The organism is Rhizobium sp. 10N427 (assembly GCF_056394605.1).
This window is the reverse complement of the sequence record NZ_JBFTID010000003.1, coordinates 421,423-445,619: the sequence shown is the minus strand read 5'-3', so window position 1 is coordinate 445,619 and position 24,197 is coordinate 421,423. Positions and strand designations below refer to the sequence as shown.

General features: G+C 61.6%; 26 protein-coding genes and 1 tRNA gene. 19 read left to right on the top strand and 8 right to left on the bottom strand.

Features of this window, described 5'->3' with window-relative positions; translation table 11 throughout:
- The first annotated feature begins 81 nt into the window (after positions 1–81).
- Together AC1DIJ_RS09620 and AC1DIJ_RS09615 are read left to right on the top strand one after the other, a co-directional pair.
- Positions 82–1,497 (top strand): lipopolysaccharide biosynthesis protein, encoded by a 1,416-nt coding sequence (locus tag AC1DIJ_RS09620; protein ID WP_112386103.1) that lies wholly within the window; start codon positions 82–84, stop codon positions 1,495–1,497.
- Entirely contained in the window at positions 1,497–2,774 is a 1,278-nt protein-coding gene (locus AC1DIJ_RS09615; RefSeq protein ID WP_112386104.1) for a GNAT family N-acetyltransferase, read from the top strand. The genes AC1DIJ_RS09620 and AC1DIJ_RS09615 overlap by 1 nt, the downstream gene beginning before the upstream one ends.
- On the opposite strand, the gene AC1DIJ_RS09610 is transcribed toward AC1DIJ_RS09615, so the two are convergent.
- Positions 2,771–4,399, bottom strand: coding sequence for an AMP-binding protein (locus AC1DIJ_RS09610; protein ID WP_112386105.1), 1,629 nt, complete (start codon positions 4,397–4,399; stop codon positions 2,771–2,773). The genes AC1DIJ_RS09615 and AC1DIJ_RS09610 overlap by 4 nt on opposite strands.
- A 167-nt stretch (positions 4,400–4,566) precedes the next feature.
- Here AC1DIJ_RS09610 and AC1DIJ_RS09605 point away from each other — a divergent pair, with 167 nt between their 5' ends.
- Complete coding sequence (locus AC1DIJ_RS09605; RefSeq protein WP_112386106.1) at positions 4,567–5,547, top strand: aldo/keto reductase; 981 nt, start codon at positions 4,567–4,569, stop codon at positions 5,545–5,547.
- 19 nt (positions 5,548–5,566) lie between these two features.
- On the opposite strand, the gene AC1DIJ_RS09600 is transcribed toward AC1DIJ_RS09605, so the two are convergent.
- Positions 5,567–6,154: a TetR/AcrR family transcriptional regulator gene (locus tag AC1DIJ_RS09600; protein ID WP_112386107.1), complete on the bottom strand. Its 588-nt coding sequence runs from the start codon at positions 6,152–6,154 to the stop codon at positions 5,567–5,569.
- A gap of 126 nt (positions 6,155–6,280) precedes the next feature.
- Here AC1DIJ_RS09600 and AC1DIJ_RS09595 point away from each other — a divergent pair, with 126 nt between their 5' ends.
- Together AC1DIJ_RS09595 and AC1DIJ_RS09590 are read left to right on the top strand one after the other, a co-directional pair.
- A complete protein-coding gene (locus tag AC1DIJ_RS09595) occupies positions 6,281–7,576 on the top strand; it encodes an MFS transporter (protein ID WP_112386108.1) in 1,296 nt (431 codons plus the stop codon).
- Positions 7,577–7,695: 119 nt separating this feature from the next.
- Positions 7,696–7,780, top strand: a tRNA-Leu gene (locus AC1DIJ_RS09590).
- A 70-nt stretch (positions 7,781–7,850) separates the two neighbouring features.
- On the opposite strand, the gene AC1DIJ_RS09585 is transcribed toward AC1DIJ_RS09590, so the two are convergent.
- Together AC1DIJ_RS09585 and AC1DIJ_RS09580 are read right to left on the bottom strand one after the other, a co-directional pair.
- Positions 7,851–8,138 (bottom strand): hypothetical protein, encoded by a 288-nt coding sequence (locus tag AC1DIJ_RS09585; RefSeq protein WP_112386109.1) that lies wholly within the window; start codon positions 8,136–8,138, stop codon positions 7,851–7,853.
- Between the two features lie 164 nt (positions 8,139–8,302).
- Complete coding sequence (locus tag AC1DIJ_RS09580; protein WP_112386110.1) at positions 8,303–8,512, bottom strand: hypothetical protein; 210 nt, start codon at positions 8,510–8,512, stop codon at positions 8,303–8,305.
- A 239-nt stretch (positions 8,513–8,751) separates the two neighbouring features.
- Between AC1DIJ_RS09580 and AC1DIJ_RS09575 the strand changes: the two genes are divergently transcribed.
- The 3 genes from AC1DIJ_RS09575 (at position 8,752) to AC1DIJ_RS09565 (ending at position 11,773) form a co-directional block, all read left to right on the top strand.
- Complete coding sequence (locus tag AC1DIJ_RS09575) at positions 8,752–10,515, top strand: cation:proton antiporter domain-containing protein (RefSeq protein WP_112386111.1); 1,764 nt, start codon at positions 8,752–8,754, stop codon at positions 10,513–10,515.
- Positions 10,516–10,641: 126 nt separating this feature from the next.
- Positions 10,642–11,238, top strand: coding sequence for a YqaA family protein (locus AC1DIJ_RS09570; RefSeq protein ID WP_112386112.1), 597 nt, complete (start codon positions 10,642–10,644; stop codon positions 11,236–11,238).
- Between the two features lie 19 nt (positions 11,239–11,257).
- Positions 11,258–11,773 carry a disulfide bond formation protein B gene (locus AC1DIJ_RS09565; RefSeq protein WP_112386113.1) on the top strand — a complete coding sequence of 172 codons (516 nt, stop codon included), beginning with the start codon at positions 11,258–11,260 and terminating at the stop codon, positions 11,771–11,773.
- A 15-nt stretch (positions 11,774–11,788) separates the two neighbouring features.
- On the opposite strand, the gene AC1DIJ_RS09560 is transcribed toward AC1DIJ_RS09565, so the two are convergent.
- Both AC1DIJ_RS09560 and AC1DIJ_RS09555 read right to left on the bottom strand, forming a co-directional pair.
- Positions 11,789–12,346: an HNH endonuclease gene (locus tag AC1DIJ_RS09560; RefSeq protein WP_112386114.1), complete on the bottom strand. Its 558-nt coding sequence runs from the start codon at positions 12,344–12,346 to the stop codon at positions 11,789–11,791.
- 111 nt (positions 12,347–12,457) lie between these two features.
- The gene (locus AC1DIJ_RS09555) at positions 12,458–13,144 is read right to left on the bottom strand and encodes a DNA-3-methyladenine glycosylase family protein (RefSeq protein ID WP_112386115.1); all 687 of its coding nucleotides are present in this window, start codon (positions 13,142–13,144) and stop codon (positions 12,458–12,460) included.
- Between AC1DIJ_RS09555 and gluQRS the strand changes: the two genes are divergently transcribed.
- The gene (gene gluQRS / locus AC1DIJ_RS09550; protein ID WP_112386116.1) at positions 13,143–14,024 is read left to right on the top strand and encodes a tRNA glutamyl-Q(34) synthetase GluQRS; all 882 of its coding nucleotides are present in this window, start codon (positions 13,143–13,145) and stop codon (positions 14,022–14,024) included. The genes AC1DIJ_RS09555 and gluQRS overlap by 2 nt on opposite strands.
- Here the strand turns inward: gluQRS and AC1DIJ_RS09545 are convergent.
- On the bottom strand, positions 13,989–14,954 hold the full coding sequence (locus tag AC1DIJ_RS09545) for a YihY/virulence factor BrkB family protein (RefSeq protein ID WP_112386117.1): 966 nt from the start codon (positions 14,952–14,954) through the stop codon (positions 13,989–13,991). The two genes, gluQRS and AC1DIJ_RS09545, sit on opposite strands and share 36 nt — an antisense overlap.
- Before the next feature lie 76 nt (positions 14,955–15,030).
- Between AC1DIJ_RS09545 and AC1DIJ_RS09540 the strand changes: the two genes are divergently transcribed.
- The 7 genes from AC1DIJ_RS09540 to AC1DIJ_RS09510 all read left to right on the top strand — a co-directional run bounded on the left by AC1DIJ_RS09540 (position 15,031) and on the right by AC1DIJ_RS09510 (position 20,392).
- Positions 15,031–15,864: an SDR family oxidoreductase gene (locus AC1DIJ_RS09540; protein ID WP_112386118.1), complete on the top strand. Its 834-nt coding sequence runs from the start codon at positions 15,031–15,033 to the stop codon at positions 15,862–15,864.
- A gap of 18 nt (positions 15,865–15,882) precedes the next feature.
- Positions 15,883–16,086, top strand: coding sequence for a twin transmembrane helix small protein (locus tag AC1DIJ_RS09535; RefSeq protein ID WP_112386119.1), 204 nt, complete (start codon positions 15,883–15,885; stop codon positions 16,084–16,086).
- A 23-nt stretch (positions 16,087–16,109) separates the two neighbouring features.
- Positions 16,110–16,688 carry a cob(I)yrinic acid a,c-diamide adenosyltransferase gene (locus AC1DIJ_RS09530; RefSeq protein WP_112386120.1) on the top strand — a complete coding sequence of 193 codons (579 nt, stop codon included), beginning with the start codon at positions 16,110–16,112 and terminating at the stop codon, positions 16,686–16,688.
- A gap of 37 nt (positions 16,689–16,725) precedes the next feature.
- On the top strand, positions 16,726–17,481 hold the full coding sequence (locus AC1DIJ_RS09525) for a rhomboid family intramembrane serine protease (RefSeq protein WP_477831381.1): 756 nt from the start codon (positions 16,726–16,728) through the stop codon (positions 17,479–17,481).
- Positions 17,482–17,662: 181 nt separating this feature from the next.
- Positions 17,663–18,412, top strand: a complete 750-nt coding sequence (locus AC1DIJ_RS09520) for an electron transfer flavoprotein subunit beta/FixA family protein (protein WP_112386122.1) — start codon at positions 17,663–17,665, stop codon at positions 18,410–18,412.
- Between the two features lie 22 nt (positions 18,413–18,434).
- On the top strand, positions 18,435–19,364 hold the full coding sequence (locus tag AC1DIJ_RS09515; protein ID WP_112386123.1) for an electron transfer flavoprotein subunit alpha/FixB family protein: 930 nt from the start codon (positions 18,435–18,437) through the stop codon (positions 19,362–19,364).
- Between the two features lie 149 nt (positions 19,365–19,513).
- The gene (locus AC1DIJ_RS09510) at positions 19,514–20,392 is read left to right on the top strand and encodes a 3-hydroxybutyryl-CoA dehydrogenase (protein ID WP_112386124.1); all 879 of its coding nucleotides are present in this window, start codon (positions 19,514–19,516) and stop codon (positions 20,390–20,392) included.
- Positions 20,393–20,398: 6 nt separating this feature from the next.
- Here AC1DIJ_RS09510 and tlpA read toward each other — a convergent pair whose 3' ends face one another.
- Complete coding sequence (gene tlpA, locus AC1DIJ_RS09505) at positions 20,399–21,061, bottom strand: thiol:disulfide interchange protein TlpA (protein WP_112386125.1); 663 nt, start codon at positions 21,059–21,061, stop codon at positions 20,399–20,401.
- Positions 21,062–21,103: 42 nt separating this feature from the next.
- On the opposite strand from tlpA, the gene argH reads away from it, so the two are divergent.
- From argH to lysA, 3 genes are all read left to right on the top strand, one after another.
- Positions 21,104–22,507: an argininosuccinate lyase gene (argH, locus tag AC1DIJ_RS09500; protein ID WP_112386126.1), complete on the top strand. Its 1,404-nt coding sequence runs from the start codon at positions 21,104–21,106 to the stop codon at positions 22,505–22,507.
- A 96-nt stretch (positions 22,508–22,603) separates the two neighbouring features.
- Positions 22,604–22,798, top strand: coding sequence for an LPS translocon maturation chaperone LptM (lptM, locus tag AC1DIJ_RS09495; RefSeq protein WP_112386127.1), 195 nt, complete (start codon positions 22,604–22,606; stop codon positions 22,796–22,798).
- A 12-nt stretch (positions 22,799–22,810) separates the two neighbouring features.
- Positions 22,811–24,079, top strand: coding sequence for a diaminopimelate decarboxylase (gene lysA / locus AC1DIJ_RS09490; RefSeq protein ID WP_112386128.1), 1,269 nt, complete (start codon positions 22,811–22,813; stop codon positions 24,077–24,079).
- The last annotated feature ends 118 nt before the right edge of the window (positions 24,080–24,197 follow it).

The following is a 24,197-nucleotide window of genomic DNA, read 5'->3' as shown; positions in this document are numbered from 1 at the left end:
CGCGCCACAACCGTTTCTTAACCCTGATCTGGCAAGACTGACGATACGATTTGCCTGAGTTCTGGGTTGTGCGTGTTCATTATGGCAGTCATTGAGACGGCGGGAAAAATGCTGCCCGCGAGCCTGCGTCCCGCCGGCAGCCGGGTTCTGCATATGCTTGCCGCCGTGCTGACCCAGCGGGATGGCAAGGCGACCGCCCAGCGCATGGCGCTGACGGCCTTCGCAATCCGCATCCTCAGCGCCGCCCTTGCTTTCGTTTCTCAGATCATTCTTGCGCGGCTGATGGGCGAGTGGGAATACGGCATCTACGTCTTCATCTGGGTACTGATCGTTCTTTTCGGTGATCTCTCCTGCCTCGGTTTCCACACCGCGATCGTTCGCTTCCTGCCGCAATACAAGGCATCGGGCGCTTTCGAGGAAATCCGCGGTCTGACTGGCACCGCCCGCATTTTCGCAATCCTTTCCGGTTCGCTGCTGATGGTGTTTGGCATGGCAGGCCTGCATTTCTTTGGCGACAGGATTGCGACCTACTATCTGATCCCCGGCTTCCTGGGCCTTCTCGCTCTGCCGATGATCGCGCTCGGCGACGTTCTGGAGGGCACTTCGCGCGCCAATCACTGGCCGGTCATGGCTCTGAGCCCGATCTATATCATCCGGCCGGTACTGATCATCGTCTTTATGCTCATCGCGAACGCGATGGGTGCCGATCATACCGCCGTCACGGCGATGCAGGCTGCTCTCGCTGCTACCTACGTTACGGCGCTTGGCCAATATGCCGCGACGCTGCTGCGCCTGCGCCACCACTACGACACCGGAAGCCGCAAGGTTGATTTCATCGTTTGGCTGAGCGTCGCCTTCCCGATCTTTCTGATCGAGGGTGCCAGCTTCCTGCTGACCAACTCCGATGTCGTCATCGTCGGAATCTTCCTAGAGCCGCATGATGTCGCAATATACTTCGCTGCAGCCAAAACCATGGCGCTGGTGCAGTTCATCATGTTTTCTGTAAAGGCTGCCTCCGGCCCGCGTTTCTCCAACATAATCGCCGACGGCACGAGGGGCGAGCTCGCCTCTGCCGCCGCCGACGCGGCGCGATGGACCTTCTGGCCGGCACTTGGCGTCGGCCTCGCGGTCCTTGCCGCTGGTCACCTGCTTCTATCGCTGTTCGGTGGAGCCTTCACCGCCGGCTATGTGCTGATGGCGATCCTGCTTGCCGGCATTCTTGCCAAGGCGCTGGTTGGTCCGGCCGAAATGCTGCTGATGATGGCAGGCAAGCAGAACCTCTGCGCTGCCCTCTATGCCGGCGCGCTGACGGCCAATATCACGCTGAACCTGACCCTTATCCCCCACCTCGGAACCATCGGCACCGCGATCGCCACGGCATCGGCGATGGCCGTCGAGGCAACACTTCTTCATATCGCTGTGCGGCGCACGCTTGGCATCGTACTTTTTGCATTCAGCCGCCCGGCGACTGCGCAGGCAGACAGGAAGGCCCCTTGATGGTGCGCACCCCTCCGAATACCGAGTCCACCGACGCTACCACCAACCGAATGGTTCACGAGCTCGCCTCGCTGAATTTCGAGGGACCGCAGGCCGAGGCCCGCGTCGAGATCGGCCGCCCGGGTCGCGAGCTTTGCGTCTATCCCGGCAAGCTCGGCTACGAGCTGCAGGATGAACTCGACTTCCTGTCGAACCGGGCGATCGAACCGAACGTCTTCTTCACCGGCCGCTTCCTGGCGCCCGCCATGCCGCGCCTCGACGACCGGCAGGTCAGCTTCGCGCTGATGCGTGATACCGGCGGCAACCGCAGCCGTATGCGCTTCCTGATGCCGTTCTCCGTCGAGAAGCCGGGCTTTGCCGTCGGCCCATCGATCATCCGTGCGTGGTCGAACAGCTTCGCGCCACTTGGAACGCCGCTTGTCGATGCCGAGGATGCTGCCGAGACGCTCGACAATCTCTTCGAGGGCCTGACGATCCGCGATCTCAGGCTGCCCCCCATTCTGGTCCTGCCGGATCTGCGGCTGAACGGCATTTTCGCCCGGCTCGTCAAAGCCGTCGCGCTGAGCCGCAACCTGCCGATCACCATGACCAACCCCTTCGAGCGTCCGATGCTGCAGAGCGAGGAAGACGCCGCCGTCTATCTCACAAGCTCCGTATCCTCGTCGCACATGCGCGAGATGCGCCGGCAATGGCGGCTTCTCGAAGACAAGGGCACGGTGACCTACAGCGTCGCCCGCCAGCCGCGCGACGTGCATATGCGCTTCGAACAGTTTCTCGCCATGGAAGCCGGCGGATGGAAGGGCAAAAAGCGCAGCGCGCTCGCCACCGACCGCTACCACACCGCCTTCGCCCGCGAAGCCGTCTCCAATCTGGCAGCCATCGACGCGGTCCGTATTCACACCATCGACTTTAACGGCAAAGCGATTGCCGCCATCGTCGTGCTGATGATGGGTGGCGAGGCCTATACTTGGAAAACCGCCTATGACGAGGAGTTTGCCCGCTACTCGCCCGGCAAGCTGCTGATGGGCGAGTTGACAGAATGGCATCTCGACGACGCCAACATCATCAGGTCCGATTCCTGCGCCATTCCCGGCCACCCGATCATGAGCCGCTTCTGGAAGGAACGCGAGGAGATGGGAACGTTGGTCATCGGCCTGTCGCAGAACGGCGACCGGGATGTGCGCCAGGCAGCAACCCAGTTGCACATGTACAGCAACACCCGCAACATGGCGAAAATGCTGCGCGCCAAGATCATGTCGCTGGCCGGACGCGGCTAGGCGGTCTCTGCGGCGGCGCGCTCCCGCAGCGTCCGCCGGATCACCTTGCCAGTCGTCGTCAACGGCAGCGCATCGACGAATTCGACCTCACGCGGATATTCATGCATCGAGAGGCGCATCTTCACCCAGTCGCGGATTTCGGCGGCAAGTTCCGCGCTCGGCGCAAAGCCCTGTGACAGCACGACATAGGCCTTGACGATCTCGGTGCGGACCGGGTCCGGCTTGCCGACCGCCGCCGCCAGCTGCACCGCGGGGTGGCCGGACAGACAATCCTCGATCTCAGCCGGCCCGATCCGGTATCCGGATGAGGTGATGACATCGTCGTCGCGGCCCTCGAAGGCGATGAAGCCTTCTTCATCCTGATGCGCCAGATCTCCTGTCAGCAGCCAGCCGTTGGCGAACTTGCGCTCCGTCGCGTCATCATCGTTCCAGTAGCCGAGAAACATCACCGGATCCGGCGCCCTGACACCGATCTGCCCGGTCTGCCCCACCGGCAGCTCGTTGCCCTTGTCATCGACGACGGCAACACGATGCCCCGGTGCTGGCCGCCCGATCGCCCCCGCCTTCGAAACGCCGGCGGCGGCGCTCGAGGAGATGACGAAATTGCACTCAGTCTGACCGTAGAATTCGTTGACGGTCATTCCCAGCGCATCACGCACCCAGTTATAGGTCTCGCGACCGAGAGACTCGCCCGCCGAACCGATCGTCCGCAGATCAAGATGGTATTTCCGGTGCAGATCGCCGCCAGCCTTCAATAGCCTGAGCGCCGTTGGCGGAATGAAGGCGTTGCGCACATGCATCTCGGCCATGATCCGGTAGGCCATGTCCGCATCGAATTTCTGGGCTGGTGATGAAACCACGGGCACGCCGAGCAGCAGGCTTGGCAGCAGCGCATTCAGCAATCCGCCCGCCCAGGCCCAGTCGGATGGCGTCCACACCTTGTCTCCCGCCTGCGGGAACCCCTCGTGAGCAAACTGCATGCCTGGAATATGGCCCGCAAGCACGCGATGGCCATGCAAGGCGCCCTTCGGCGGGCCCGTCGTGCCCGAGGTGAAGATCATCAGCGCCGGATCGTCGGGTCCGGTCTCGGCAACCTCGAAGACAGGCGAATGCGCTGCGACCAGATCCGCGAAATGAAGCGCTTCTCCGCCGTCGATCGAAACCACCGTCTTCAGTTCGGGAAGCCGGTCGCTGATTTCCGCGATCCGCGTCATCCCGAAGGCATTGGTGATGACAGCGGATGCGCCTGCCGTCTTCAGCCGGTATTCCAGCGCCTCGACACCAAAAAGCAGCGCCAGTGGCAGCGCGATGGCGCCCATCTTGTAGATCGCGACATGCGAAATGACAGTCTCGAAGGATTGCGGCAGCAGCAATGCCACACGATCGCCGCGCCGGATACCGAGCGAAACCAGCGCGTTGGCGAGTGACGCCGACCTCTGAGAAAGCTCGCCATAGCTCATCGCTTGATGGCGGCCGTCAGGGTTGAAATGTTCGAGACAGATCCTGCCAGACTCTCTTGCAGCCCAATCGTCGCTGACCGCCCGGCCGATATTGAAATCACCTGGAATGTCCCACGCAAATTCACGGTAGAGATCGTCGTACCGATCGAAGTCGGGCAATTTCATAGGTCAGGTCCAGTCGATGCTGCACCAGCTAACACCCTGTAGCGCCGAAGCGCAAGCGGGTGGCCGAGCGCTGCAAATTTCTGCCCGCAGCCTGCTGACACTTCGCCCGTATTAGCCCTAGATTACTCGGCAGGCGGCGGCGTTTATTCAATCACGGAGTCATTTCAATGGATTATGTAAAACTCGGCAAGACTGGCCTCGAAGTGTCGAAAATCTGCCTCGGATGCATGACCTTCGGCGATCCCGGCCGCGGCAACCATGCCTGGACGCTCGGCGAAGAGGAAAGCCGCACCATCCTCAAGCAGGCGATCGATCTCGGCATCAACTTCCTCGACACCGCCAACACCTATTCCGACGGCTCATCCGAAGAAATCGTCGGCCGGGCGATCAAGAGCTTTTCCAAGCGTGAAGACATCGTGCTCGCCACAAAGGTCTTCAACCGCATGCGCCCCGGCCCGAACGGCGCCGGCCTGTCGCGCAAGGCGATCTTCGACGAGATCGACAACAGCCTGCGCCGCCTCGGCACCGATTATGTCGACCTCTACCAGATCCATCGCTTCGACTATTCGACGCCGATTGAAGAGACGCTCGAGGCACTGCATGACGTCGTCAAGGCAGGCAAGGCCCGCTATATCGGCGCCTCCTCGATGCATGCGTGGCAATTTGCCAAGATGGTCTATACCTCGCGCCTCAACGGCTGGACCGAATTCGTCAGCATGCAGGATCACGTCAATCTGCTCTACCGTGAGGAAGAGCGCGAGATGCTGCCATTCTGCCACGACCAGAAGATCGCCGTCATTCCCTGGAGCCCGCTTGCCCGCGGCCGCCTAACGCGCGATTGGGACGAGCAGACGGCCCGCACGGAAAGCGACGAATTCGGCAAGACGCTCTACCGTCAGGCCGAAGAATCCGACCGCAAGATCATCGACGCCGTCGGCCGTCTCGCAAAGGAGCATGGCGTGCCACGCGCGCAGATCGCCACGGCCTGGATCCTGCAGAAGAGCGCGATCACGGCACCGATCATCGGCGCATCGCGGCCCGGTCACCTGAGCGACGCCGTCGCCGCGTTGGCGGTCAAGCTCACGCCGGAAGAGATCGCAACGCTCGAAGAACCCTACATTCCCCACCGCGTCGAAGGCTTCAAATAAGCAAACGGCCGGCGCCGTCTCAAACCTTGAGCGGCGCCGATTTCGGCGCCAACTTTTCACGCATCGACGAGAGGAATTGCGCCGCCAGTTCGCGGCTCTGGACGGCCCGCGCCAGGCTGACCGCCCCCATCATCGACGACAGCGTGGTAAAACCATTCTTGCGCCGTTCTTCTGGCGTATCGCCGGGGACGACTTCAGCCAGGATTGCCGCAAGCTTCTCGAAGCCATCGTTGAAAATTTCGCGTACCGCGCCAGTGCTTCGCCCGACCTCGTCCATCAGCGAGACGAAGACGCAGCTGTTGCCGGGATCATCGACGGCCCGCCAGGAGACATAGTGCTCGACCAGCGCCTCCAGCGGCCGATCAGGAGACTGCGCGATCAGCTCCTTCCAGCGCACTTCAACCCGCGCCACCAGCGCGCGGCTGACCTCGATTTGCAATTCGTCCTTCGACTGAAAGTGGCCGTAGAAACCGCCATGCGTCAGCCCGCAGGCCTTCATGATGTCGGCAACACCGACGCCATCGAAGCCGTTCTCGCGAAACATCACACCCGCCGCCTGGATGATCTTCTCACGGTTTTCGGCAAATTTTTCGCGGCTGACACGCATCAAAACAATTCCTGAAATTGGTCGCTTGACAATTTATATGATGCCGATCATCAATACGCAACAAATATGATGACCATCATCTAAATCGGTGATGTATTGATCAGCCCTCTGAATGGAACACGCCCCATGGTATCCACAGCGCTAGCCTCAACCCTCGCCCGGCGAAACATTCACTATGGATGGATCATCGTCGCCGCCACCTTCTTGACCATGCTGGTGACAGCAGGCGCCATGGGCGCACCCGGCGTTCTCATCAAGCCGCTACAGGACGAATTCGGCTGGGAGACCTCGCAGATTTCCTCTGCCCTGGCGATCCGCCTTATCCTCTTCGGGCTGATGGGCCCCTTCGCCGCTGCCTTCATGAACTACTTCGGCGTCCGCAAGGTTATCGTCTTTGCCCTTGGCCTGATCGGCGCCGGTTTCATCGGCTCGCTGTTCATGACCTCGCTCTGGCAGCTGCTGGTGCTCTGGGGCATCGTCGTCGGTTTCGGCACCGGCCTCACCGCCATGGTCCTTGCCGCGACCGTCTCGGCCCGCTGGTTTACCAAGCATCGCGGCCTCGTCGTCGGCATGCTCTCGGCCAGCTCGGCCACCGGCCAGCTCGTCTTCCTGCCGCTGATGGCGGAACTCACCGAGCGCTTCGGCTGGCGCTCGACGGTTTTCTTCGTCTGCGCCATGATCATGGTCGCCGCCCTCGTCGTCCTGCTGTTCATGCGCGACCGCCCATCCGACCTGAACCTGCCGTCGGTCGGCGAGGCACACGTGACGGCGGCGCCCGCCCGCGGCACGCTGATCGACGCTCTAAAGATGCCGCTTGTCGTTCTCAAGGAGATTTCGGGAACCTCGACCTTCTGGATCCTGTTTGCCACCTTCTTCATCTGCGGCCTCAGCACCAACGGCCTGATCCAGACGCATTTCGTCACGCTCTGCGGCGATTTCGGCATCCTGCCGGTGGCAGCCGCCAGTGTTCTGGCTGTCATGGGTATCTTCGATTTCTTCGGCACGATCGGCTCCGGCTGGCTCTCCGACCGTTTCGATAATCGTTGGCTGCTGTTCTGGTATTATGGCCTGCGCGGCCTCTCGCTGCTCTTCCTGCCCTTCAGCAACTTCACCTTCTATGGCCTGTCGATCTTCGCTGTCTTCTACGGCCTCGACTGGATCGCCACCGTTCCGCCGACCGTCAAGATCGCCGCCGACCGCTTCGGCAAGGAGAAAGTCGGCTTGGTGTTCGGCTGGGTTTTCGCCGGCCACCAGCTGGGCGCGGCAACGGCGGCCTACGGCGCCGGCCTGTCCCGCACCGAGCTCCAAAGCTACCTTCCCGCCTTCTTCATCGCCGGCGCCTTCTGCCTGCTCGCCTCGATCCTGGCTATCACCCTGAAGAAGCCGGGCCTTGGCAGCGCCGGGCCGGCCGTCGCGCACTAACGAAAATGGCTTCCGGCGCATTTGCGCCGGAAGCCATATCAAATCAGCCGGATAAGCCCGCCCGCCGTCTTGCATGCGCGGGCAATCGCATGTTAGACACCCGCCCGTCGGTATCCGTTGCCCCATTGGCGGAATTGGTAGACGCGCTCGACTCAAAATCGAGTTTCGAAAGAAGTGCTGGTTCGACTCCGGCATGGGGCACCACCTCCCGGAAAAGCAGCCCTTAGAGCTGCGTCCCGTAGCGCGCCGGAAAAGCCTGCCGAACCGTCTGCGTCTACTTGTTCTTCAGCAGCCACATCTTGCCGGCCATGGTGATGCCGTAGACATCCTTGGCGGCGTCGGTGTCGAGGTTGCGGCGCTCGATGAGGCCGGATCCGCTCAGTTCTTCGATCGACTTGGGCGTCACGGACTTGATCTTCTGCGGACGCTCTTTCCACCGGTCGTTCTTTGCGTAGGTCACGGTGGCGTTCTCATGAGTCCACTTGTTCGTGGCCTGGGGATGAAGGTCGCCATCCTTGGCAAGCTTCAGCGCAGAGATGAGGGCGGGGGTAAGTTCGATCATAATTGTAAAAGGCCTGTTTTAAGTTTCTGAGGGGGCCTTAGCACATATTTGGCGAACACCCTCAAAAAAGCGGCCGGATTCGTATTTTTTGCAAAATTACGCGGCAATTCGGTTACCACCGCCTCATAACAGGCCAGCGGCAAGGACCCTGCCGAATGCCGTTCCTAGTGGATCAGCTGTATCCGTATCTCTTCCTTCGCAGCGAAGGAGCGGCATTCATCGAGATCATCGCCAACGAAGATGACGTCGCCGTCGGCGTCGAAGACGCCCCAGCAGGCCTCATCCTCGAGAAAGACCTCCCTGACATAGCCGAATTCGACAGTATCATCGCAGTAGTGGCTGGCGGCCGCCGCAACAGTTCCTAATTCTCGCATGGAATTCTCCAATGAGATGGCATCGACTGTTTTAGTGCGAGCTCATATTGAGCGCCGAAACTGGCTTCAGGCTGTTGCAACCTTGAGGGAATGCTTGCGCGAGGTCTCATTCCAGATACCGCGCAGGCACATTTCCTGCCAAAATTCCTGCGCACCGCGGCCATGCTGTCCAAATCAAGTGTTTAATTTTGCTTGCCCTTCGTTCAAAGTGGCGCCGCAACGAACGGCAAGGGGACGACGTGCATCAGGAAGCAGGCCTTATCGCAACAGTCGCCGTAAGCTTCGTCTTTGCGGCGGTGCTCGGCTACGTCGCCGACCGGTTGCGGCTGCCGCCGCTGGTCGGATATCTGATGGCCGGGATCCTGATGGGGCCGTTCACACCCGGCTTCGTCGCCGACACAGGACTGGCAAGCCAGCTTGCGGAAATGGGCGTCATCCTGCTGATGTTCGGCGTCGGCCTGCATTTTTCGGCGAGCGACCTCCTGGCCGTGCGCGGCGTGGCGGTTCCGGGCGCCATCATCCAGATCCTGCTTGCGACACTGCTTGGCGTGGCGCTCTGCTCCTATTGGGGCTGGAGCCTGGGAGCCGGGATCGTTTTCGGCCTTAGTCTCTCGGTCGCCAGTACGGTCGTGCTTCTGAAAGCCCTGGAAGAGCGAAATCTCATCAACACGGCCAGCGGCCGCGTCGCGATCGGCTGGCTGATCGTCGAGGATCTGGCGATGGTGCTGGCGCTCGTGCTGCTTCCGGCGCTCGCCGAGCTGCTGGGCGGCCACGCGAGCGATGCGGTCGCTCATGGCGCGGGTCTGCCCCTGCCGCTGACGATCGCACTGACGTTGGTGAAAGTCGCCGCCTTCGCCATCATGGCCGTCGTGCTCGGCCCCAAGGTCGTGCCCTGGCTTCTGACCCTCGTGGCCCGCACCGGCTCGCGCGAACTCTTCACCCTGACAGTTCTGGCGATCGCTCTCGGCATCGCCTTCGGCTCGGCGGCGATCTTCGGCGTTTCCTTCGCGCTCGGCGCCTTCTTCGCCGGCGTCGTCATGAGCGAGTCCAACCTCAGCCATCGCGCCGCCGCAGATTCCCTGCCACTCCAGAATGCCTTCTCGGTGCTGTTCTTCGTTTCGGTCGGCATGCTTTTCAATCCCTCGATCCTGTTGCAGGAGCCGATGGCAGTCTTCGGCGCGCTGGCGCTGATCATCATCGGCAAGGGGATCATTTCCTTCGGTATCGTCATGCTGCTGCGCTTCCCTGTCGGCATGGGCCTGACGGTGGCGGGCGGTCTGGCGCAGATCGGCGAATTCTCCTTCATTCTTGCAAGCCTCGGCGTCTCGCTCGGCCTCATGCCGAAAGAGGGACAAGATCTCATCCTCGCAGCCGCCATTCTGTCGATCACGCTCAATCCGCTGGTCTGCCTCGCAGCCGAGGTCGCGCACAAGCGCGTCCACAAGAAGTGGCCGCATCTCTACGACGGCTATGGCCGCAAGCGCCTCGACGTGCTGGGGCGCGAGCTCGAGAAGAACCGGCTGCTCGGCGAGGAACGCGAACGCGAACACCAGCTGGAAATGCAGAAGCTGGTCGAGACCTTCCCGATGTTTGCGGAGGTCGACGAGCATTCGCAGGAAGAATTGCTGCTCCTCTTCCGGCCGAAATCCGCGCTCCCCGGCGAACGCGTGGTCCGCAAGGGCGATCGCGGCGACGGCATGTACTTTATCTCTTCGGGCGCTGTCGAAGTGCGCGTCAATGGCGGGCCGGTCCGGCTCGAGCCGGGCTCGTTCTTCGGCGAGATGGCGCTGCTCTCGGGCGGGCGCCGCACGGCCGATGTCATCGCCATCGACTTCTGCCAGTTCCTGGTTCTGGAGCGCCGCGATTTCAACATGTTCACGGCACGCCACCCGGCTTTGAGGGCAGCGGTCAGCGATATGGCGCGCGAACGCACGGAAATGAACGTGATGCGCGCCAAACGCGCCGCCCATCCGGAACCGCGCGAGCCTTCGGCCGAAACTTGAACACGGTCATCTGCCGCCGGATCACGAAAAATTTCACCGCCGGCGCCACTATCATTGCCACAGTGAGCATTTACAGCGCCTGACCCGCCGCCTAATGCTCTTGCACCGCAGCACGAAAGGAATGGAATGCTCCGCAGACTTTACGACTGGACCATGTCTCTCGCCGCCCGCAAGTCGGCCGAAGTCTGGCTCGCCGTTATCGCCTTCGTCGAAAGCTCCGTCTTTCTCGTTCCGGCCGATGTCCTTTATCTTCCGATGGCGCTTGCCAAGCCGGAACGCGCCTATCGCTACGCGTTGGTGGCAACGGTCGCCTCAGTCCTCGGCGGCATCGCCGGCTGGGCGCTCGGCTATTACGCCTATGATGCGCTCGCCCGTCCCGTTCTCGAATTCTACGGCAAGCTCGAAGCCTTCGAGCAGCTCAGGGTCTATATCCATGACGAGTGGGAAATCCTGCTGCTGCTTCTGGTGACGTCGGGTCTGGCGCACCTGCCGCCGATCAAGATTGTCACCATTCTCGCCGGCGTCATCCACATGAACCTCGGCTTCTTCGTCATCTCGGCGATCGTCGCCCGCGGCTCCCGCTTCTTCTTCCTCGCCTGGCTGCTACGCCGCTACGGCGAGCCGATCCGCCATTTCATCGAGAAGCGTCTCGGCCAGATCGCCGCTATCGCGGCAGTCGTGCTGATCGCCCTCGGCGTTGCCTACAAGCTCATTGCCCACTGAAACTCCGCGGAGCCCCGCCATGACTGCCATTGCCCCATCCGTCAGCCGTCCGGTCTTCATCTATTCGCTGGTCCTCGCCGTCGCCATGGCGGTCGTGGTCGGCACTGCGCTCGGCTTCCAGTATATCGGCGGCTACATCCCCTGCGCGCTCTGCCTGATGCAGCGCCAGCCCTATTATTACGCCATTCCGATCGCGCTCCTTGGCGCGGTCGGTTCGCTCTTCGGCCTCCCGAATTGGATGTCGCGTGCGCTCCTCCTTGCAGCCGGCGCCCTGATGGTCGTCGGCGCCGGCATGGGCGTCTATCACTCGGGCGTCGAATGGCACTTCTGGGCCGGCCCCACGACCTGCTCGACGACGGCAGGCAGCATGACGCAGAATGCCGGCGATCTGCTGACTGAACTCAACACCATCAAGGGACCATCCTGCACCGACGCGGCTTTGCGCGTGCTCGGCCTGTCCTTTGCGGGCTGGAACGTGATTGCAAGCCTCGTGCTCGCGGCCTTCGCCTTTATCGGCGTCCGCAAGTCGGCCTGACAAAGGCGTTTGCCGTTACGGCTGCAGTTCGGTATCCCAGTAGAGATAATCGAGCCAGCTGTCGTGCAGATAGTTCGGCGGGAAAAGGCGGCCGTTATTGTGCAGATCCTGCACCGTCGGCTGGTACGGCTTCTGATGCGGGACCATGCCCGCCTGCTTCGGTAGCTTGCTGCCCTTCCTGAGATTGCAGGGGGAGCAGGCCGCCACGACATTCTCCCAGGTCGTCTCGCCGCCATGGGCGCGCGGGATGACATGGTCGAAGGTCAGGTCGTTGTGATCGCCGCAATACTGGCACTCGAACTTGTCCCGGAGGAACACGTTGAAGCGCGTGAAGGCGGGATTGCGCGATGGCTGAACATAGGTCTTGAGGCAAACGACGCTGGGTAGCCGCATCGAAAAGCTCGGCGAAGAAACCGAGTGTTCGTACTCTGCGATGATATTCACACGGTCAAGGAAGACCGCCTTGATCGCGTCCTGCCAGGACCAGAGCGACAAGGGATAATAACTCAAAGGCCTGTAGTCAGCGTTCAGAACGAGCGCCGGCAGGGCCTGGGGGGAGACTGCAATCGTCAAGGGACTCTCCTGATCGATTCGGCATCTGCATCCTTATATTAGGCCGGTTGTGACAGCCTTGTGAAGTCCAATAAATTCAGTCAATAACGGCAATTCGATGAGTGTTGCCGATCAAGCCATCGGCACGAGCCCGCGGCCGAGTTTCTGCGCATAATACGCCCAGAAAAGCCTTGCGGCCACGGATCTCCACGGTGCCCAGACAGACGCCATTGCCGCCAGCGCCTTGGCTTGCGGCCGTTCGGCGAGACCGAATGCCGCGGCAACGGCATTTTGCAGCGCAACGTCGCCGGATGGAAAAATATCGGCATGGCCGCAGCAGAACATCAGATAGACCTCTGCCGTCCAGGGACCGACGCCCTTCAGCGCCGTCAACGCATGCCGCGCCTCGTCTGGCGGCAGCACCGAAAGCGCGGTCAGATCCAGATGTCCGGCTGCAACCGCGGTCGCGATCCCCGACAGCGTCGAGGCCTTGGCACGGGAGAGCCCGAACTCCCGCCACGCCTCCTCATGCAGCATCACGTAGCTCTCGGCCGTCAGCTTGCCATCGGCAGGCAGCATTCGCCGCCAGATCGCTTCGGCACTTGCGCGTGAGACCATCTGCGAGACGATGATATGGGCAAGTCCGGCAAAACCCGGCTCGCGCAGCCGTAAGGGCAGCGGCCCGGCATCGGCGGCGACGGTTGAAAGACGCGGATCGAGGCGCAGCAATTCGGCCAACCCCTGCTCCACATCGCCCTCGTTTCGAATGATCTGCACGTCGCCTCGCGGTGGTTTCGAATCCGTGGCAGAAGAAAGCATGACCACGACTCAGCGTCAAAAGCCTGTCTTCCGTTTTGCCCCCAGCCCCAACGGGCCGCTGCATCTCGGCCATGCGCTGTCCGCCCTCATCAATCAGGACATGGCAGATGCCGCCAGTGGCCGGTTGCTGTTGCGCATCGAAGACATCGATCTGACCCGCTGCACACCCGATTTCGAAACCGGCATCTACCGCGACATGGAATGGCTGGGCATTTCATGGGAGAGGCCGGCGCGCCGCCAATCGGAGCATTTCGGCGAGTATCAGGCAGCGCTCCAGCAGCTGATCGGCCGCGGCCTCGTCTACCCGTCTTTCATGACCCGCGGCGAGGTAAAGACAAAAGTCGCATTCCAGGAGGCGAGAGGAGCGGCATGGCCGCGCGATCCGGACGGTTCACCGCTCTATCCCGCTGACGACCGCGAATTGAGCGCGGTAGAGCGAGCGGACAGGCTGAGCGCAGGCCTCAAGCATGCATGGCGGCTAGACATGCGCCGCGCGCTGGAGGCCGCCGGTTCAAACCTGAGCTGGACCGACACCGGAGACGGCGAACGCGGCATCGTTGAAGCCGACCCGGCCGCCTGGGGCGATGTCATCCTCTCCCGCTCCGACGCGCCATCGAGCTATCATATATCCGTCGTTCTCGACGACGCGCTCCAGGGCGTCACCCATGTTGTGCGCGGGCTCGATCTTTTCCACGCAACATCGGTTCACCGGCTGCTGCAGGTTCTGCTCGGCCTACCGGAGCCCGCCTATCATCACCACCGGCTCGTGACCGATGCATCCGGACGCAAGCTCTCGAAAAGCGAGGGCGATACCGGGATTGCCGAACTACGGGCCAAGGGTCTTTCAGCCGCCGACATCCGGCAGCTTGTCGGCCTCTGAGCGCTTGTGGCCATTGCCACTGAGAAAATTGCGCTTGAAGATCGCCCGAACCCGAAATTTCAGCAGCGCCGCGTTTAGTTCAGCGCCGATAATGAAGATCACCCCGACCATATAAAGGAAGATCAGCACCACCATCACCGAGGCGAGACCGGCATAGGTCGCGGTGTAATTGGCGAAGGTTGCCAGATAATAGGCGAAGATCAGCGCGCCCGCGAGCCAGAGGAGCAGCGTCAGCAACACGCCCGGTATGACGTCGAACACCTTGCGGCGCCCTGACGGAAGCCAGAGATGCACGACCAGCAAGCCGAGCGTCAGCATCACCAGCGTGCCGTAGATACGCCAGCTGAAGACCACCTCCAGCGTATCGACGATAAGTGGCAGCCACTGGCGAACGGTCGGCGGTATCCACTCGAAAGCATCGTTGTGGAGCAGCCATTCGCGGGCATAGTCGAGACCAACGGGAACCGCCACAAGCAGGATGCTGATGGCCGCAAAGATGATGACGGCGACGAGGACATATCCGAGACTGGCAAGGCGCGTGAAATACCACGGCCGCGTCTCCTGCACGCGATAGGCGCGGTTCAGCGAGATGCGCAGCGCCTCCACGCCATTCGAGGCGAAATAGGCGGCAGCGAGAACCGAGATGGTGAGCAGCCCGCCGCGCGGCACAGTTAGGACCTGCACAACCTGATCGGCCAGCGGCTTGGCGATCGCTTCCGGCCAGGTATCGAAGATGATGTGGATCGCCGTCATCGAAAACTGATCGGCGCCGAGGAAGTTCGCAAGCGCCGTGCCGAAGATCAGGAACGGAAAGACCGCAAGCAGGGTCGATAGCGCCACATGGCTGGCCATGGCGAAGCCGTCGTCCTCGATGAGATGGCAGATCGCGTCATAGACCACCTCATAGAGCATACGCAGTATCTTCGGCATTCCATCTCCGGCGCTGGCGATTGTAACCTCGGTGCGAATATGGGAAACGAGTCCCAGTTTGTACAGGAATCAATGAATGGCAGAGCCGCGCACCATCATCGTTACCGGATGTTCATCCGGGATCGGTGCCTATTGCGCACGCGCTCTCAAGGCTGACGGCTGGCGTGTCTTCGCCACTGTACGCAAGCAGGAAGATCTCGGATCGCTTCAGGCGGACGGCATAGAAGCCTTCCGCATGGATTATGCCCATACCGATTCCATTGCTGACTTCATGCGCGAGATCGAAGTCGTCTCCGGCGGCCGCATCGACGCTCTCTTCAACAATGGCGCTTATGGCCAGCCGGGCGCCGTCGAGGATTTGACGACGGATGTGCTGCGGGAACAGTTCGAGGCCAACTTTTTCGGCTGGCATGAACTGACGCGCCGCGTACTGCCCCTGATGCGCAAGCGAGGCAGCGGCCGCATCGTCCAGTGCTCCTCGATCCTCGGCGTCGTGCCCTACCGCTACCGCGGCGCCTACACCGCATCGAAATTCGCTCTCGAAGGCCTGAGCGTCACGCTGCGAATGGAGCTGCAAGGCAGCGGCATCCATGTCAGCCTGATCGAGCCCGGCCCTATCGCCTCGCGCTTCACGGCCAATGCGCTCTCCAAGATCAACGAGCACATCGATATCCGCGGCTCCGTGCATGCGGCAGATTATCGCCGACAGCTGGCGCGGCTTGACGGCACCGGCCCGGTCAGCCGACATAAACTTCAACCGGATGCGGTCTATGCGGTTCTAAAAGACGCATTGAACTCGAAAAATCCGAAGCCACATTATCCTGTAACGGTTCCGGCAAAGCAGGGCATGATGCTGAAGAGACTGCTGCCTGCAGATCTCTTCTATCGCCTGATGCGCTGGACCGACTGACCAAGAAAGCCGAATGCCATGTCCACGGCCACTTACATTCTCGCCATCATCGTCATGGGCCTCGTCGCGCTGGTGCTGATCCGCGGCCTCTTCAACATGATGAAGGGCGGCGATTCCAACCTGTCGAACAAGCTGATGCAGCTGCGCGTGCTGCTGCAGGCGATCGCCGTCATCCTGATCATGCTGACGCTGTGGCTGACCGGCGGCGGCCGCCCGACCTGACGCATTGAGAACTGGGGGAACGAGTGGTCAAGCTCAACAAGATCTACACCAAGACCGGCGACGACGGCACGACCGCGCTGGTCTCCGGTCCCCGGCGGCAGAAGCATGATCTGCGCATCGAAGCCTATGGCACGATCGACGAAACGAATTCGGCGATCGGCGTCGTCAGGCTCCACACCGCCGATCACCCAGAGCTCGACCGGATGCTGATGCTCATCCAGAACGACCTCTTCGATCTCGGCGCCGATCTTGCGACCCCCGATACCGGCAAGCCCCTCGACTATGAGCCACTGCGCATTGTCGCCCCTCAGGTAACCCGGCTGGAAACTGATATCGACAGGCTGAACGCCGATCTCGAACGCTTGAAATCCTTCGTGCTGCCGGCCGGCTCGCCGGCCGCTGCGCACCTGCATCTGGCCCGCACCATCTCGCGGCGCGCCGAGCGGCTGATGGTGGCGCTGTCGCGAACCGAAGGCGAGACCGTTGGCCAGGAGGCGCTGAAATACGTCAACCGCCTCTCCGATTTTCTCTTCGTTGCCGCCCGTCATGCGAATGACCAGGGCCGCGCGGATGTGCTTTGGGTTCCCGGAAAAAACAGATAGGTTCCCGGCAACGAAGATCGCCCGGGGGCAGGCTTTCATGTTCATTCCACTGCACGACGCCAATACGCTGAAACATATCAAGGTGCAGTGGGTAACGCTGGCCCTGATCGCCGCGAATGTCGCGATCTGGCTGTTCACCGGCTTTGCCGCCCCTGATATCGCGAAGGCAGCAACCGTCGGCCTCGGATATATCCCGGCCGTCGCCTTCGATCACGCCATCCTGCCGCCTGAGCTGGAACTGATCCCCGAGCCGCTGACCTATATCAGCTACGCCTTCCTCCATGGCAGCTTCTGGCATATGGCGGGAAACATGATCTTCCTCTGGGTCTTCGGCGACAATGTCGAAGATGCCATGGGGCATCTGCGCTTTCTCATCTTCTATCTGGCCTGTGCCGCATTCGGCGCGCTCTGCCACGGCCTGCTGGCGACTGAATCCCAGGCGCCGCTGATCGGTGCGTCAGGCRCCATATCGGGCATCGTGGCGGCCTATCTCGTGCTGCATCCGCGCGTCAAAGTCTGGGTGCTGGTGTTCTTCCGTGTGCCCTTGCCGCTTCCCGCTTTCATTCCTTTGCTGCTCTGGGTCGGCCAGCAGTTCTTCATGCTGGTCATCAGTACGGATAGCGACGTCTCCTGGGGCGCGCATGTCGGCGGTATCCTCGCAGGCGCCATCCTCGTCCTGCTCCTGAAGCGCCGCGATGTGCCCCTCTTCGACCGGGAGATCGTCACGCCGCGCGCGGTGCGCAGCACGCCTGCCATCCGCCGCGCCATCGCAGCCGAAGACAGTCACTCCTGACAGCGCACGCACAATATTGACGTGAACGTAAACGTAATATATTTCCGGTCTCCAATTTGTCTGTCTGCGACTGGCCAGCGTTGTATTTGGAGGAAAAACGCGTATCCATGTCGCCATTCGACAATCGGAGCAGCGCCGAAACGCGCATTTTCCTGGCGAAAGAGTTTGAAGGAAGGACCCCATGAAGATTCTCGTTCCTGTGAAGCGGGTGGTTGATTACAACGTGAAGATCCGCGTCAAGCCTGACGGCACGGGTGTTGAACTCGCCAACGTCAAGATGTCGATGAACCCGTTCGACGAGATCTCGGTGGAAGAGGCGCTGCGGCTGAAGGAAGCGGGCAAGGCCGAGGAAGTGGTCGTCGTGTCGATCGGTCCCGCCAAGGCCGAAGAGACGCTGCGCACCGCGCTCGCCATGGGTGCCGACCGCGCCATCCTCGTCGAGACCGATGATGCCGTCGAGCCGCTCACCGTCGCCAAGATCCTCAAGGGCGTCGCCGATGCCGAACAGCCGGGTCTCGTGATTGTCGGCAAGCAGGCAATCGATGACGATAGCAACCAGACCGGCCAGATGCTGGCAGCCCTGCTCGGCACGGCCCAGGCGACCTTCGCCTCGAAGATCGAGATCGGTGATGGCAAGGCGACCGTGACCCGCGAAGTCGACGGCGGCCTGCAGACGATCGACGTCAAGCTTCCGGCTGTCGTTACCACCGACCTTCGCCTCAACGAGCCGCGCTATGCGTCGCTTCCGAACATCATGAAGGCAAAGAAGAAGCCGCTCGACAAGAAGAGCCCGGCTGATTTCGGCGTCTCCACCGAGCCGCGCCTCAAGGTGCTAAAGACCGAAGAGCCCTCCGGCCGCAAGGCAGGCGTCAAGGTCAAGTCGGTCGCCGAGCTCGTCGAGAAGCTCAAGACCGAAGCCGGCGTCCTCTAAGGTTCGAGAAAGGAATATATCCATGGCCATTCTTCTTCTGGCTGACCACGACAATGCGACCCTTTCCGACCAGACCGGCAAGGCACTGACGGCCGCTTCCAAGATTGGCGGCGACGTGCATGTGCTGGTCGCCGGCAAGGGCGCCAAGGCGGCTGCCGATGCGGCTGCCAAACTGTCAGGCGTTTCCAAGGTTCTGCTCGCCGAAAGCGACGAACTCGCCCACAATCTGGCCGAGCCGCTGGCCGATCTCATCGTCTCGCTCGCAGGCAGCTACGACACGATCATCGCGGCAGCGACCTCGACCGGCAAGAACGTCCTGCCGCGCGTCGCAGCTCTGCTCGATGTCGCGCAGATTTCGGAAATCATCGAAGTCGTCTCCGCCGACACCTTCAAGCGGCCGATCTATGCCGGCAACGCCATCCAGACGGTACAGTCGACGGACGCCAAGAAGGTGATCACGGTGCGCACCGCATCCTTCGCCTCGGCCGCTGACGGCGGTTCGGCATCCGTCGAGACGGTCTCGGCAGCTTCCGGCTCCGGTCTCTCGACCTTCGTCAAGGATGCACTTTCCTCCTCCGATCGTCCGGAACTCACCTCCGCCAAGATCATCATCTCCGGCGGCCGTGCGCTTGGCTCTGCCGAGAAGTTCCAGGAAGTCATCCTGCCGGTTGCCGACAAGCTCGGTGCGGCCGTCGGCGCCTCGCGCGCTGCCGTCGATGCCGGATACGCTCCGAACGACTGGCAGGTCGGGCAGACAGGCAAGGTTGTCGCCCCGCAGCTCTACATCGCCTGCGGCATCTCCGGTGCCATCCAGCATCTGGCCGGCATGAAGGACAGCAAGGTGATCGTCGCCATCAACAAGGACGAGGAGGCGCCGATCTTCCAGGTCGCCGACTACGGCCTCGTCGCCGATCTCTTCGAAGCCCTGCCCGAATTGCAGAAAGCTCTTTGAGCGGGCACATGCCAGCTTTTCGCACTTGCGAATGACTGGAAAATTATCTCTTATGGGACTACTACTGCTGCCGGGCGATCATTTTGCCCGGCAATTTCATTAAAAAATACGGCTGCGCTCGCGGGGGCGACTGCCGCGGGGGTTTGGATATGAGCGCGTTGAAGACGATCGGTATTGTCGGTGCGGGCCAGATGGGTTGCGGCATCGCGCACGTTTCGGCCGCTGCAGGCTACAAGGTCCATATCTATGACCTGAGCCAGGACCGCATCGAGTCCGGTCTGGCAACCATCAACGGCAACCTCGCAAAGCAGGTGACCAACGGCAAGATGACCGAGGAAGAGCGCAAGACAGCCCTGTCGCTCATCACCGGCTCCGCCAATCTCAACGATCTGGCCCCATCCGATCTCGTCATCGAGGCCGCGACCGAAGAAGAAGCCGTCAAGCGCAAGATCTACGCCCAGGTCTGTCCGGTCCTGAAACCGGAAGCACTCCTGGCGACAAACACCTCATCGCTTTCCATCACCCGCCTTGCATCGGCTACCGACCGCCCCGAACATTTCATGGGCATTCACTTCATGAACCCGGTGCCGGTGATGAAGCTGGTCGAGCTGGTGCGCGGTATCGCCACCGACGAGAAGACCTTCTCGACTGCCAAGGCATTCGTTGCCTCGCTGGAAAAAACCGTCACGGTCGCCGAGGATTTCCCGGCCTTCATCGTCAACCGCATCCTGCTGCCGATGATCAACGAGGCGATCTACACGCTCTATGAAGGCGTCGGCACCGTCGATGCCATCGACACCGCCATGAAGCTCGGTGCCAACCACCCGATGGGCCCGCTGCAGCTTGCCGATTTCATCGGCCTCGACACCTGCCTGTCGATCATGCAGGTGCTGCATGACGGCCTGGCCGACTCGAAGTACCGCCCCTGCCCGCTTCTGGTGAAATATGTCGAAGCAGGCTGGCTCGGCCGCAAATCCGGCCGCGGCTTCTACGATTACCGCGGCGAAGTGCCGGTCCCGACCCGCTAAGCGGCATCAGAGGCCGATCGCACCCCTGATCAGCGCCTTGGCGTCCTCGCTGTCCCAGGCAGCCGGGCCGTTCATCGCCGAGACCAGGCATCCCTTGTCATCGAGCAGCAGCGTAACCGGCAGGCCGAAGGCAAGGCCTTCCTTTTTCAGGCTGTTGAACACGCCGATCGTATTGTCGCGGTAGAGTTTCAGGGAATCGACGCCGGTCTCGCTGAGGAAGGCCTTCGGCTTCTCGTCATCGCCGGTATCGATGTTGACGGCGACCACCTGGAACTTGTCGCTGCCCATCTCTTTCTCAAGCGCATTCAGCGCCGGCATCTCCTCGCGGCAGGGCACGCACCACGTTGCCCAAAGATTGAGAAGCACGGTCTTTCCGGCAAAATTGTCGAGCGTGACAGGCTTGTTGTCAGCATCGTTGAAGGCGACCGATGTCAGTTTGCGCGGCTCGTTGGCAGCGACCATTGCCGCAACCTGTCCCTTGGCAAGCGGCGTGATCTTCTGCGCCAGATCCTTTGCCGCGGCGCATTGGCCGGACGCCGTTTCGCCGCCGCCATTGCCAGACCCCGTCTCCTTAATGTAAACCGCTGCCGCACCGGCAATTATGCCCGCGACGGCAGCTATCGAGATCAATTTCAGGGATGGCAGCCCAAGCGGCTTTCTTGTCGTCATTTCATTCTCCAGGACATGCATCTTTCAAGGCAGGCAGCTTCGATGGCCGACGGCAACACGGACACCAAATCCTCCAACCAGATGTGGGGCGGACGCTTCGCTTCAGGCCCCGATGCGATCATGGAGGAGATAAATGCCTCGATCGGTTTCGACAAGAAGCTATTCGCTCAGGATATCCGCGGGTCGATCGCCCACGCGACGATGCTTGCCCATCAGGGCATCATATCAGCCGACGATAAGGACAAGATCGTTCACGGGCTAAACACGATCCTGTCAGAAATCGAAAGCGGCAATTTCGAATTTTCGCGGCAGCTCGAAGACATTCACATGAATGTCGAAGCCCGTCTTGCAACGCTGATCGGCCCCGCCGCCGGACGCCTGCACACTGCCCGCTCGCGCAACGACCAGGTGGCGCTCGACTTCCGCCTCTGGGTCAAGGAAGAGCTGCAGAAGACCGAGGCGATGCTGACCAGCCTGATCGCAGCCTTCCTCGACCGCGCCGAAGAGCATGCCGACAGCGTCATGCCGGGCTTTACCCATCTGCAGACAGCCCAGCCGGTCACCTTCGGTCACCACTGCATGGCCTATGTCGAAATGTTCGGCCGCGACCGCTCGCGCGTGCGCCACGCCATCGAGCATCTCGACGAGAGCCCGATCGGCGCTGCGGCACTGGCAGGCACCGGCTACCCGATCGACCGTCACATGACGGCCAAGGCGCTCGGCTTCCGTGAGCCGACCCGCAATTCGATCGACACCGTCTCCGACCGCGACTTCGCCATCGAATTCCTGTCGATCGCCGCGATCGCCGGCATGCATCTGTCACGCCTTGCAGAAGAAATCGTCATCTGGTCGACGCCGCAATTCGGCTTCGTGCGCCTCTCCGACGCCTTCTCCACCGGCTCCTCGATCATGCCGCAGAAGAAGAACCCGGATGCTGCCGAGCTGGTACGCGCCAAGACCGGCCGCATCAACGGCTCGCTGGTTGCCCTGCTGACCATCATGAAGGGCCTGCCGCTCGCTTATTCCAAGGACATGCAGGAAGACAAGGAACAGGTCTTCGACGCCGCCGAAAGCCTGGAACTGGCGATCGCCGCCATGACCGGCATGGTCCGCGACATGACCATCAACACCGTGCGCATGAAGGCGGCGGCCGGTTCCGGTTACTCGACCGCGACCGATCTAGCCGACTGGCTGGTGCGCGAAGCGGGCCTTCCTTTCCGTGATGCCCATCATGTGACCGGCCGTGCCGTGGCGCTGGCGGAAAGCAAGGGCTGCGATCTCGCCGAGCTGCCGCTGGCCGATCTGCAGGCGATCAATTCTGCGATCACCGACGCTGTCTATGGTGTTCTGACGGTCGAAGCTTCCGTTGCCAGCCGCAAGAGCTTCGGCGGGACCGCCCCGTCGGAAGTGCGCAAGCAGATCGCCTACTGGCGCGGCCGCAACTGAGTTCGGACCGCCAGCAACAGCGCAACAATCAGGGTGCACAAGCTGGATAAACTTCGCTATGAAGATGTCCACCAGTGCCGCTCCAAGAGGATACCCATGCAGACCAGCTTGCCGCACCTCATCCGCCTGACGGTCGTTCTTGCCGTCGTCGGCCTTGCCGTTGCCGGATGTGGACGCAAAGGCGATCTCGATCCGCCGAGTGCGCAGGCAACGAAGGGCGGCGATTCCTCCAAGCCGACGAAACAGCCGGGCGTTGCCGACAAGCCTTTCCTTCTCGATCCCCTGCTCTGATAGGCTGAAGCCGTGAACCACTTCGAGTATCGCGACGGCATTCTTTACGCCGAGAACGTTCCTGTTCCCGAAATTGCCAAGGCCGTTGGCACCCCCTTCTACTGCTATTCCACGGCAACGCTGGAGCGCCACTACCGCGTCTTCGCCGAAGCCTTCAGCGATGTGGACTCGATGGTCTGCTACGCCATGAAGGCGAATTCGAACCAGGCCGTGCTGAAAACCCTCGGCAAGCTGGGCGCCGGCATCGACGTCGTTTCCGAGGGCGAGCTGCGCCGCGCGCTGGCTGCCGGAATCCCGGCAGGCCGCATCATGTTCTCCGGTGTCGGCAAGACGCCACACGAGATGGATTTCGCGCTTGAAGCCGGCATCTACTGCTTCAACGTCGAGTCCGAACCCGAACTCGAGATTCTCAACAGCCGCGCCGTCAAGGCCGGCAAGAAGGCGCCGGTTTCCTTCCGCATCAACCCCGATGTCGATGCAAAGACGCATTCGAAGATCTCGACCGGCAAGAAGGAAAACAAGTTCGGCATCTCCTGGGAGCGTGCCCGCGCCGTCTATGCGCGCGCCGCCACGCTTCCTGGTATCGAAGTGACCGGCATCGACATGCATATCGGCAGCCAGATCACCGAGTTGCAGCCCTTCGACGACGCCTTCAAGCTGCTGCACGATCTGGTCGCCACGCTGCGCGCCGACGGCCACGACATCCACCATGTCGATATCGGCGGCGGTCTCGGCATTCCCTACAAGGACGACAACAACCCGCCGCCGCTGCCCGACGCGTATGCGGCCATCGTCAAGAATCAGCTGCGCAGCCTGAACTGCAAGATCGTCACAGAGCCCGGCCGTCTGATCGTTGGCAACGCCGGTATCCTGGTGACCGAAGTGATCTACGTGAAAGACGGTGGCGAGAAGACCTTCGTCATCGTCGATGGCGCGATGAACGATCTGATCCGCCCGACGCTTTACGAGGCCTATCACGAGATCAAGCCGGTGGTGATCTCCGCCGCCAATGCTCCGCGCATCAAGGCCGATATCGTCGGCCCGGTCTGCGAGACCGGCGACTATCTGGCGCTCGACCGCGAGATGGCAATGCCGAAGCCGGGCGATCTCTTCGCCGTCATGTCGGGTGGCGCCTACGGCGCGGTGCAGGCGGGCACCTACAACAGCCGCCTGCTGGTTCCGGAAGTGCTGGTCAAAGGCTCCGATTTCCACGTCATCCGGCCGCGCCGGACCTACGAGGAACTGATCGGCCTTGATTCCGTCCCGGCCTGGCTCGACTGACGAACCATCACTTTTTGGCGACCGGCCGTGAAAAACCGGCATTAACCGCCGGTCGCCCTCGCCTTCGCCACAAAGAGTGTTATCCTTTCCCGATGCGAGCGAATTGCTGAGCAATCGC

Excerpts from the sequence above, each read along its gene's own strand:
- AC1DIJ_RS09605 (WP_112386106.1), top strand. The coding sequence starts at position 4,567 with ATGGATTATGTAAAACTCGGCAAGACTGGCCTCGAAGTGTCGAAAATC.
- AC1DIJ_RS09545 (WP_112386117.1), bottom strand. The coding sequence starts at position 14,954 with ATGCCGAAGATACTGCGTATGCTCTATGAGGTGGTCTATGACGCGATC.
- AC1DIJ_RS09515 (WP_112386123.1), top strand. The coding sequence starts at position 18,435 with ATGGCCATTCTTCTTCTGGCTGACCACGACAATGCGACCCTTTCCGAC.
- AC1DIJ_RS09565 (WP_112386113.1), top strand. The coding sequence starts at position 11,258 with ATGACTGCCATTGCCCCATCCGTCAGCCGTCCGGTCTTCATCTATTCG.
- AC1DIJ_RS09535 (WP_112386119.1), top strand. The coding sequence starts at position 15,883 with ATGTCCACGGCCACTTACATTCTCGCCATCATCGTCATGGGCCTCGTC.
- tlpA (WP_112386125.1), bottom strand. The coding sequence starts at position 21,061 with ATGACGACAAGAAAGCCGCTTGGGCTGCCATCCCTGAAATTGATCTCG.
- lptM (WP_112386127.1), top strand. The coding sequence starts at position 22,604 with ATGCAGACCAGCTTGCCGCACCTCATCCGCCTGACGGTCGTTCTTGCC.
- AC1DIJ_RS09555 (WP_112386115.1), bottom strand. The coding sequence starts at position 13,144 with ATGCTTTCTTCTGCCACGGATTCGAAACCACCGCGAGGCGACGTGCAG.
- AC1DIJ_RS09540 (WP_112386118.1), top strand. The coding sequence starts at position 15,031 with ATGGCAGAGCCGCGCACCATCATCGTTACCGGATGTTCATCCGGGATC.
- AC1DIJ_RS09600 (WP_112386107.1), bottom strand. The coding sequence starts at position 6,154 with ATGCGTGTCAGCCGCGAAAAATTTGCCGAAAACCGTGAGAAGATCATC.
- gluQRS (WP_112386116.1), top strand. The coding sequence starts at position 13,143 with ATGACCACGACTCAGCGTCAAAAGCCTGTCTTCCGTTTTGCCCCCAGC.
- AC1DIJ_RS09610 (WP_112386105.1), bottom strand. The coding sequence starts at position 4,399 with ATGAAATTGCCCGACTTCGATCGGTACGACGATCTCTACCGTGAATTT.
- AC1DIJ_RS09580 (WP_112386110.1), bottom strand. The coding sequence starts at position 8,512 with ATGCGAGAATTAGGAACTGTTGCGGCGGCCGCCAGCCACTACTGCGAT.
- AC1DIJ_RS09585 (WP_112386109.1), bottom strand. The coding sequence starts at position 8,138 with ATGATCGAACTTACCCCCGCCCTCATCTCTGCGCTGAAGCTTGCCAAG.
- AC1DIJ_RS09510 (WP_112386124.1), top strand. The coding sequence starts at position 19,514 with ATGAGCGCGTTGAAGACGATCGGTATTGTCGGTGCGGGCCAGATGGGT.
- AC1DIJ_RS09595 (WP_112386108.1), top strand. The coding sequence starts at position 6,281 with ATGGTATCCACAGCGCTAGCCTCAACCCTCGCCCGGCGAAACATTCAC.
- AC1DIJ_RS09570 (WP_112386112.1), top strand. The coding sequence starts at position 10,642 with ATGCTCCGCAGACTTTACGACTGGACCATGTCTCTCGCCGCCCGCAAG.
- argH (WP_112386126.1), top strand. The coding sequence starts at position 21,104 with ATGGCCGACGGCAACACGGACACCAAATCCTCCAACCAGATGTGGGGC.
- AC1DIJ_RS09615 (WP_112386104.1), top strand. The coding sequence starts at position 1,497 with ATGGTGCGCACCCCTCCGAATACCGAGTCCACCGACGCTACCACCAAC.
- AC1DIJ_RS09620 (WP_112386103.1), top strand. The coding sequence starts at position 82 with ATGGCAGTCATTGAGACGGCGGGAAAAATGCTGCCCGCGAGCCTGCGT.
- AC1DIJ_RS09520 (WP_112386122.1), top strand. The coding sequence starts at position 17,663 with ATGAAGATTCTCGTTCCTGTGAAGCGGGTGGTTGATTACAACGTGAAG.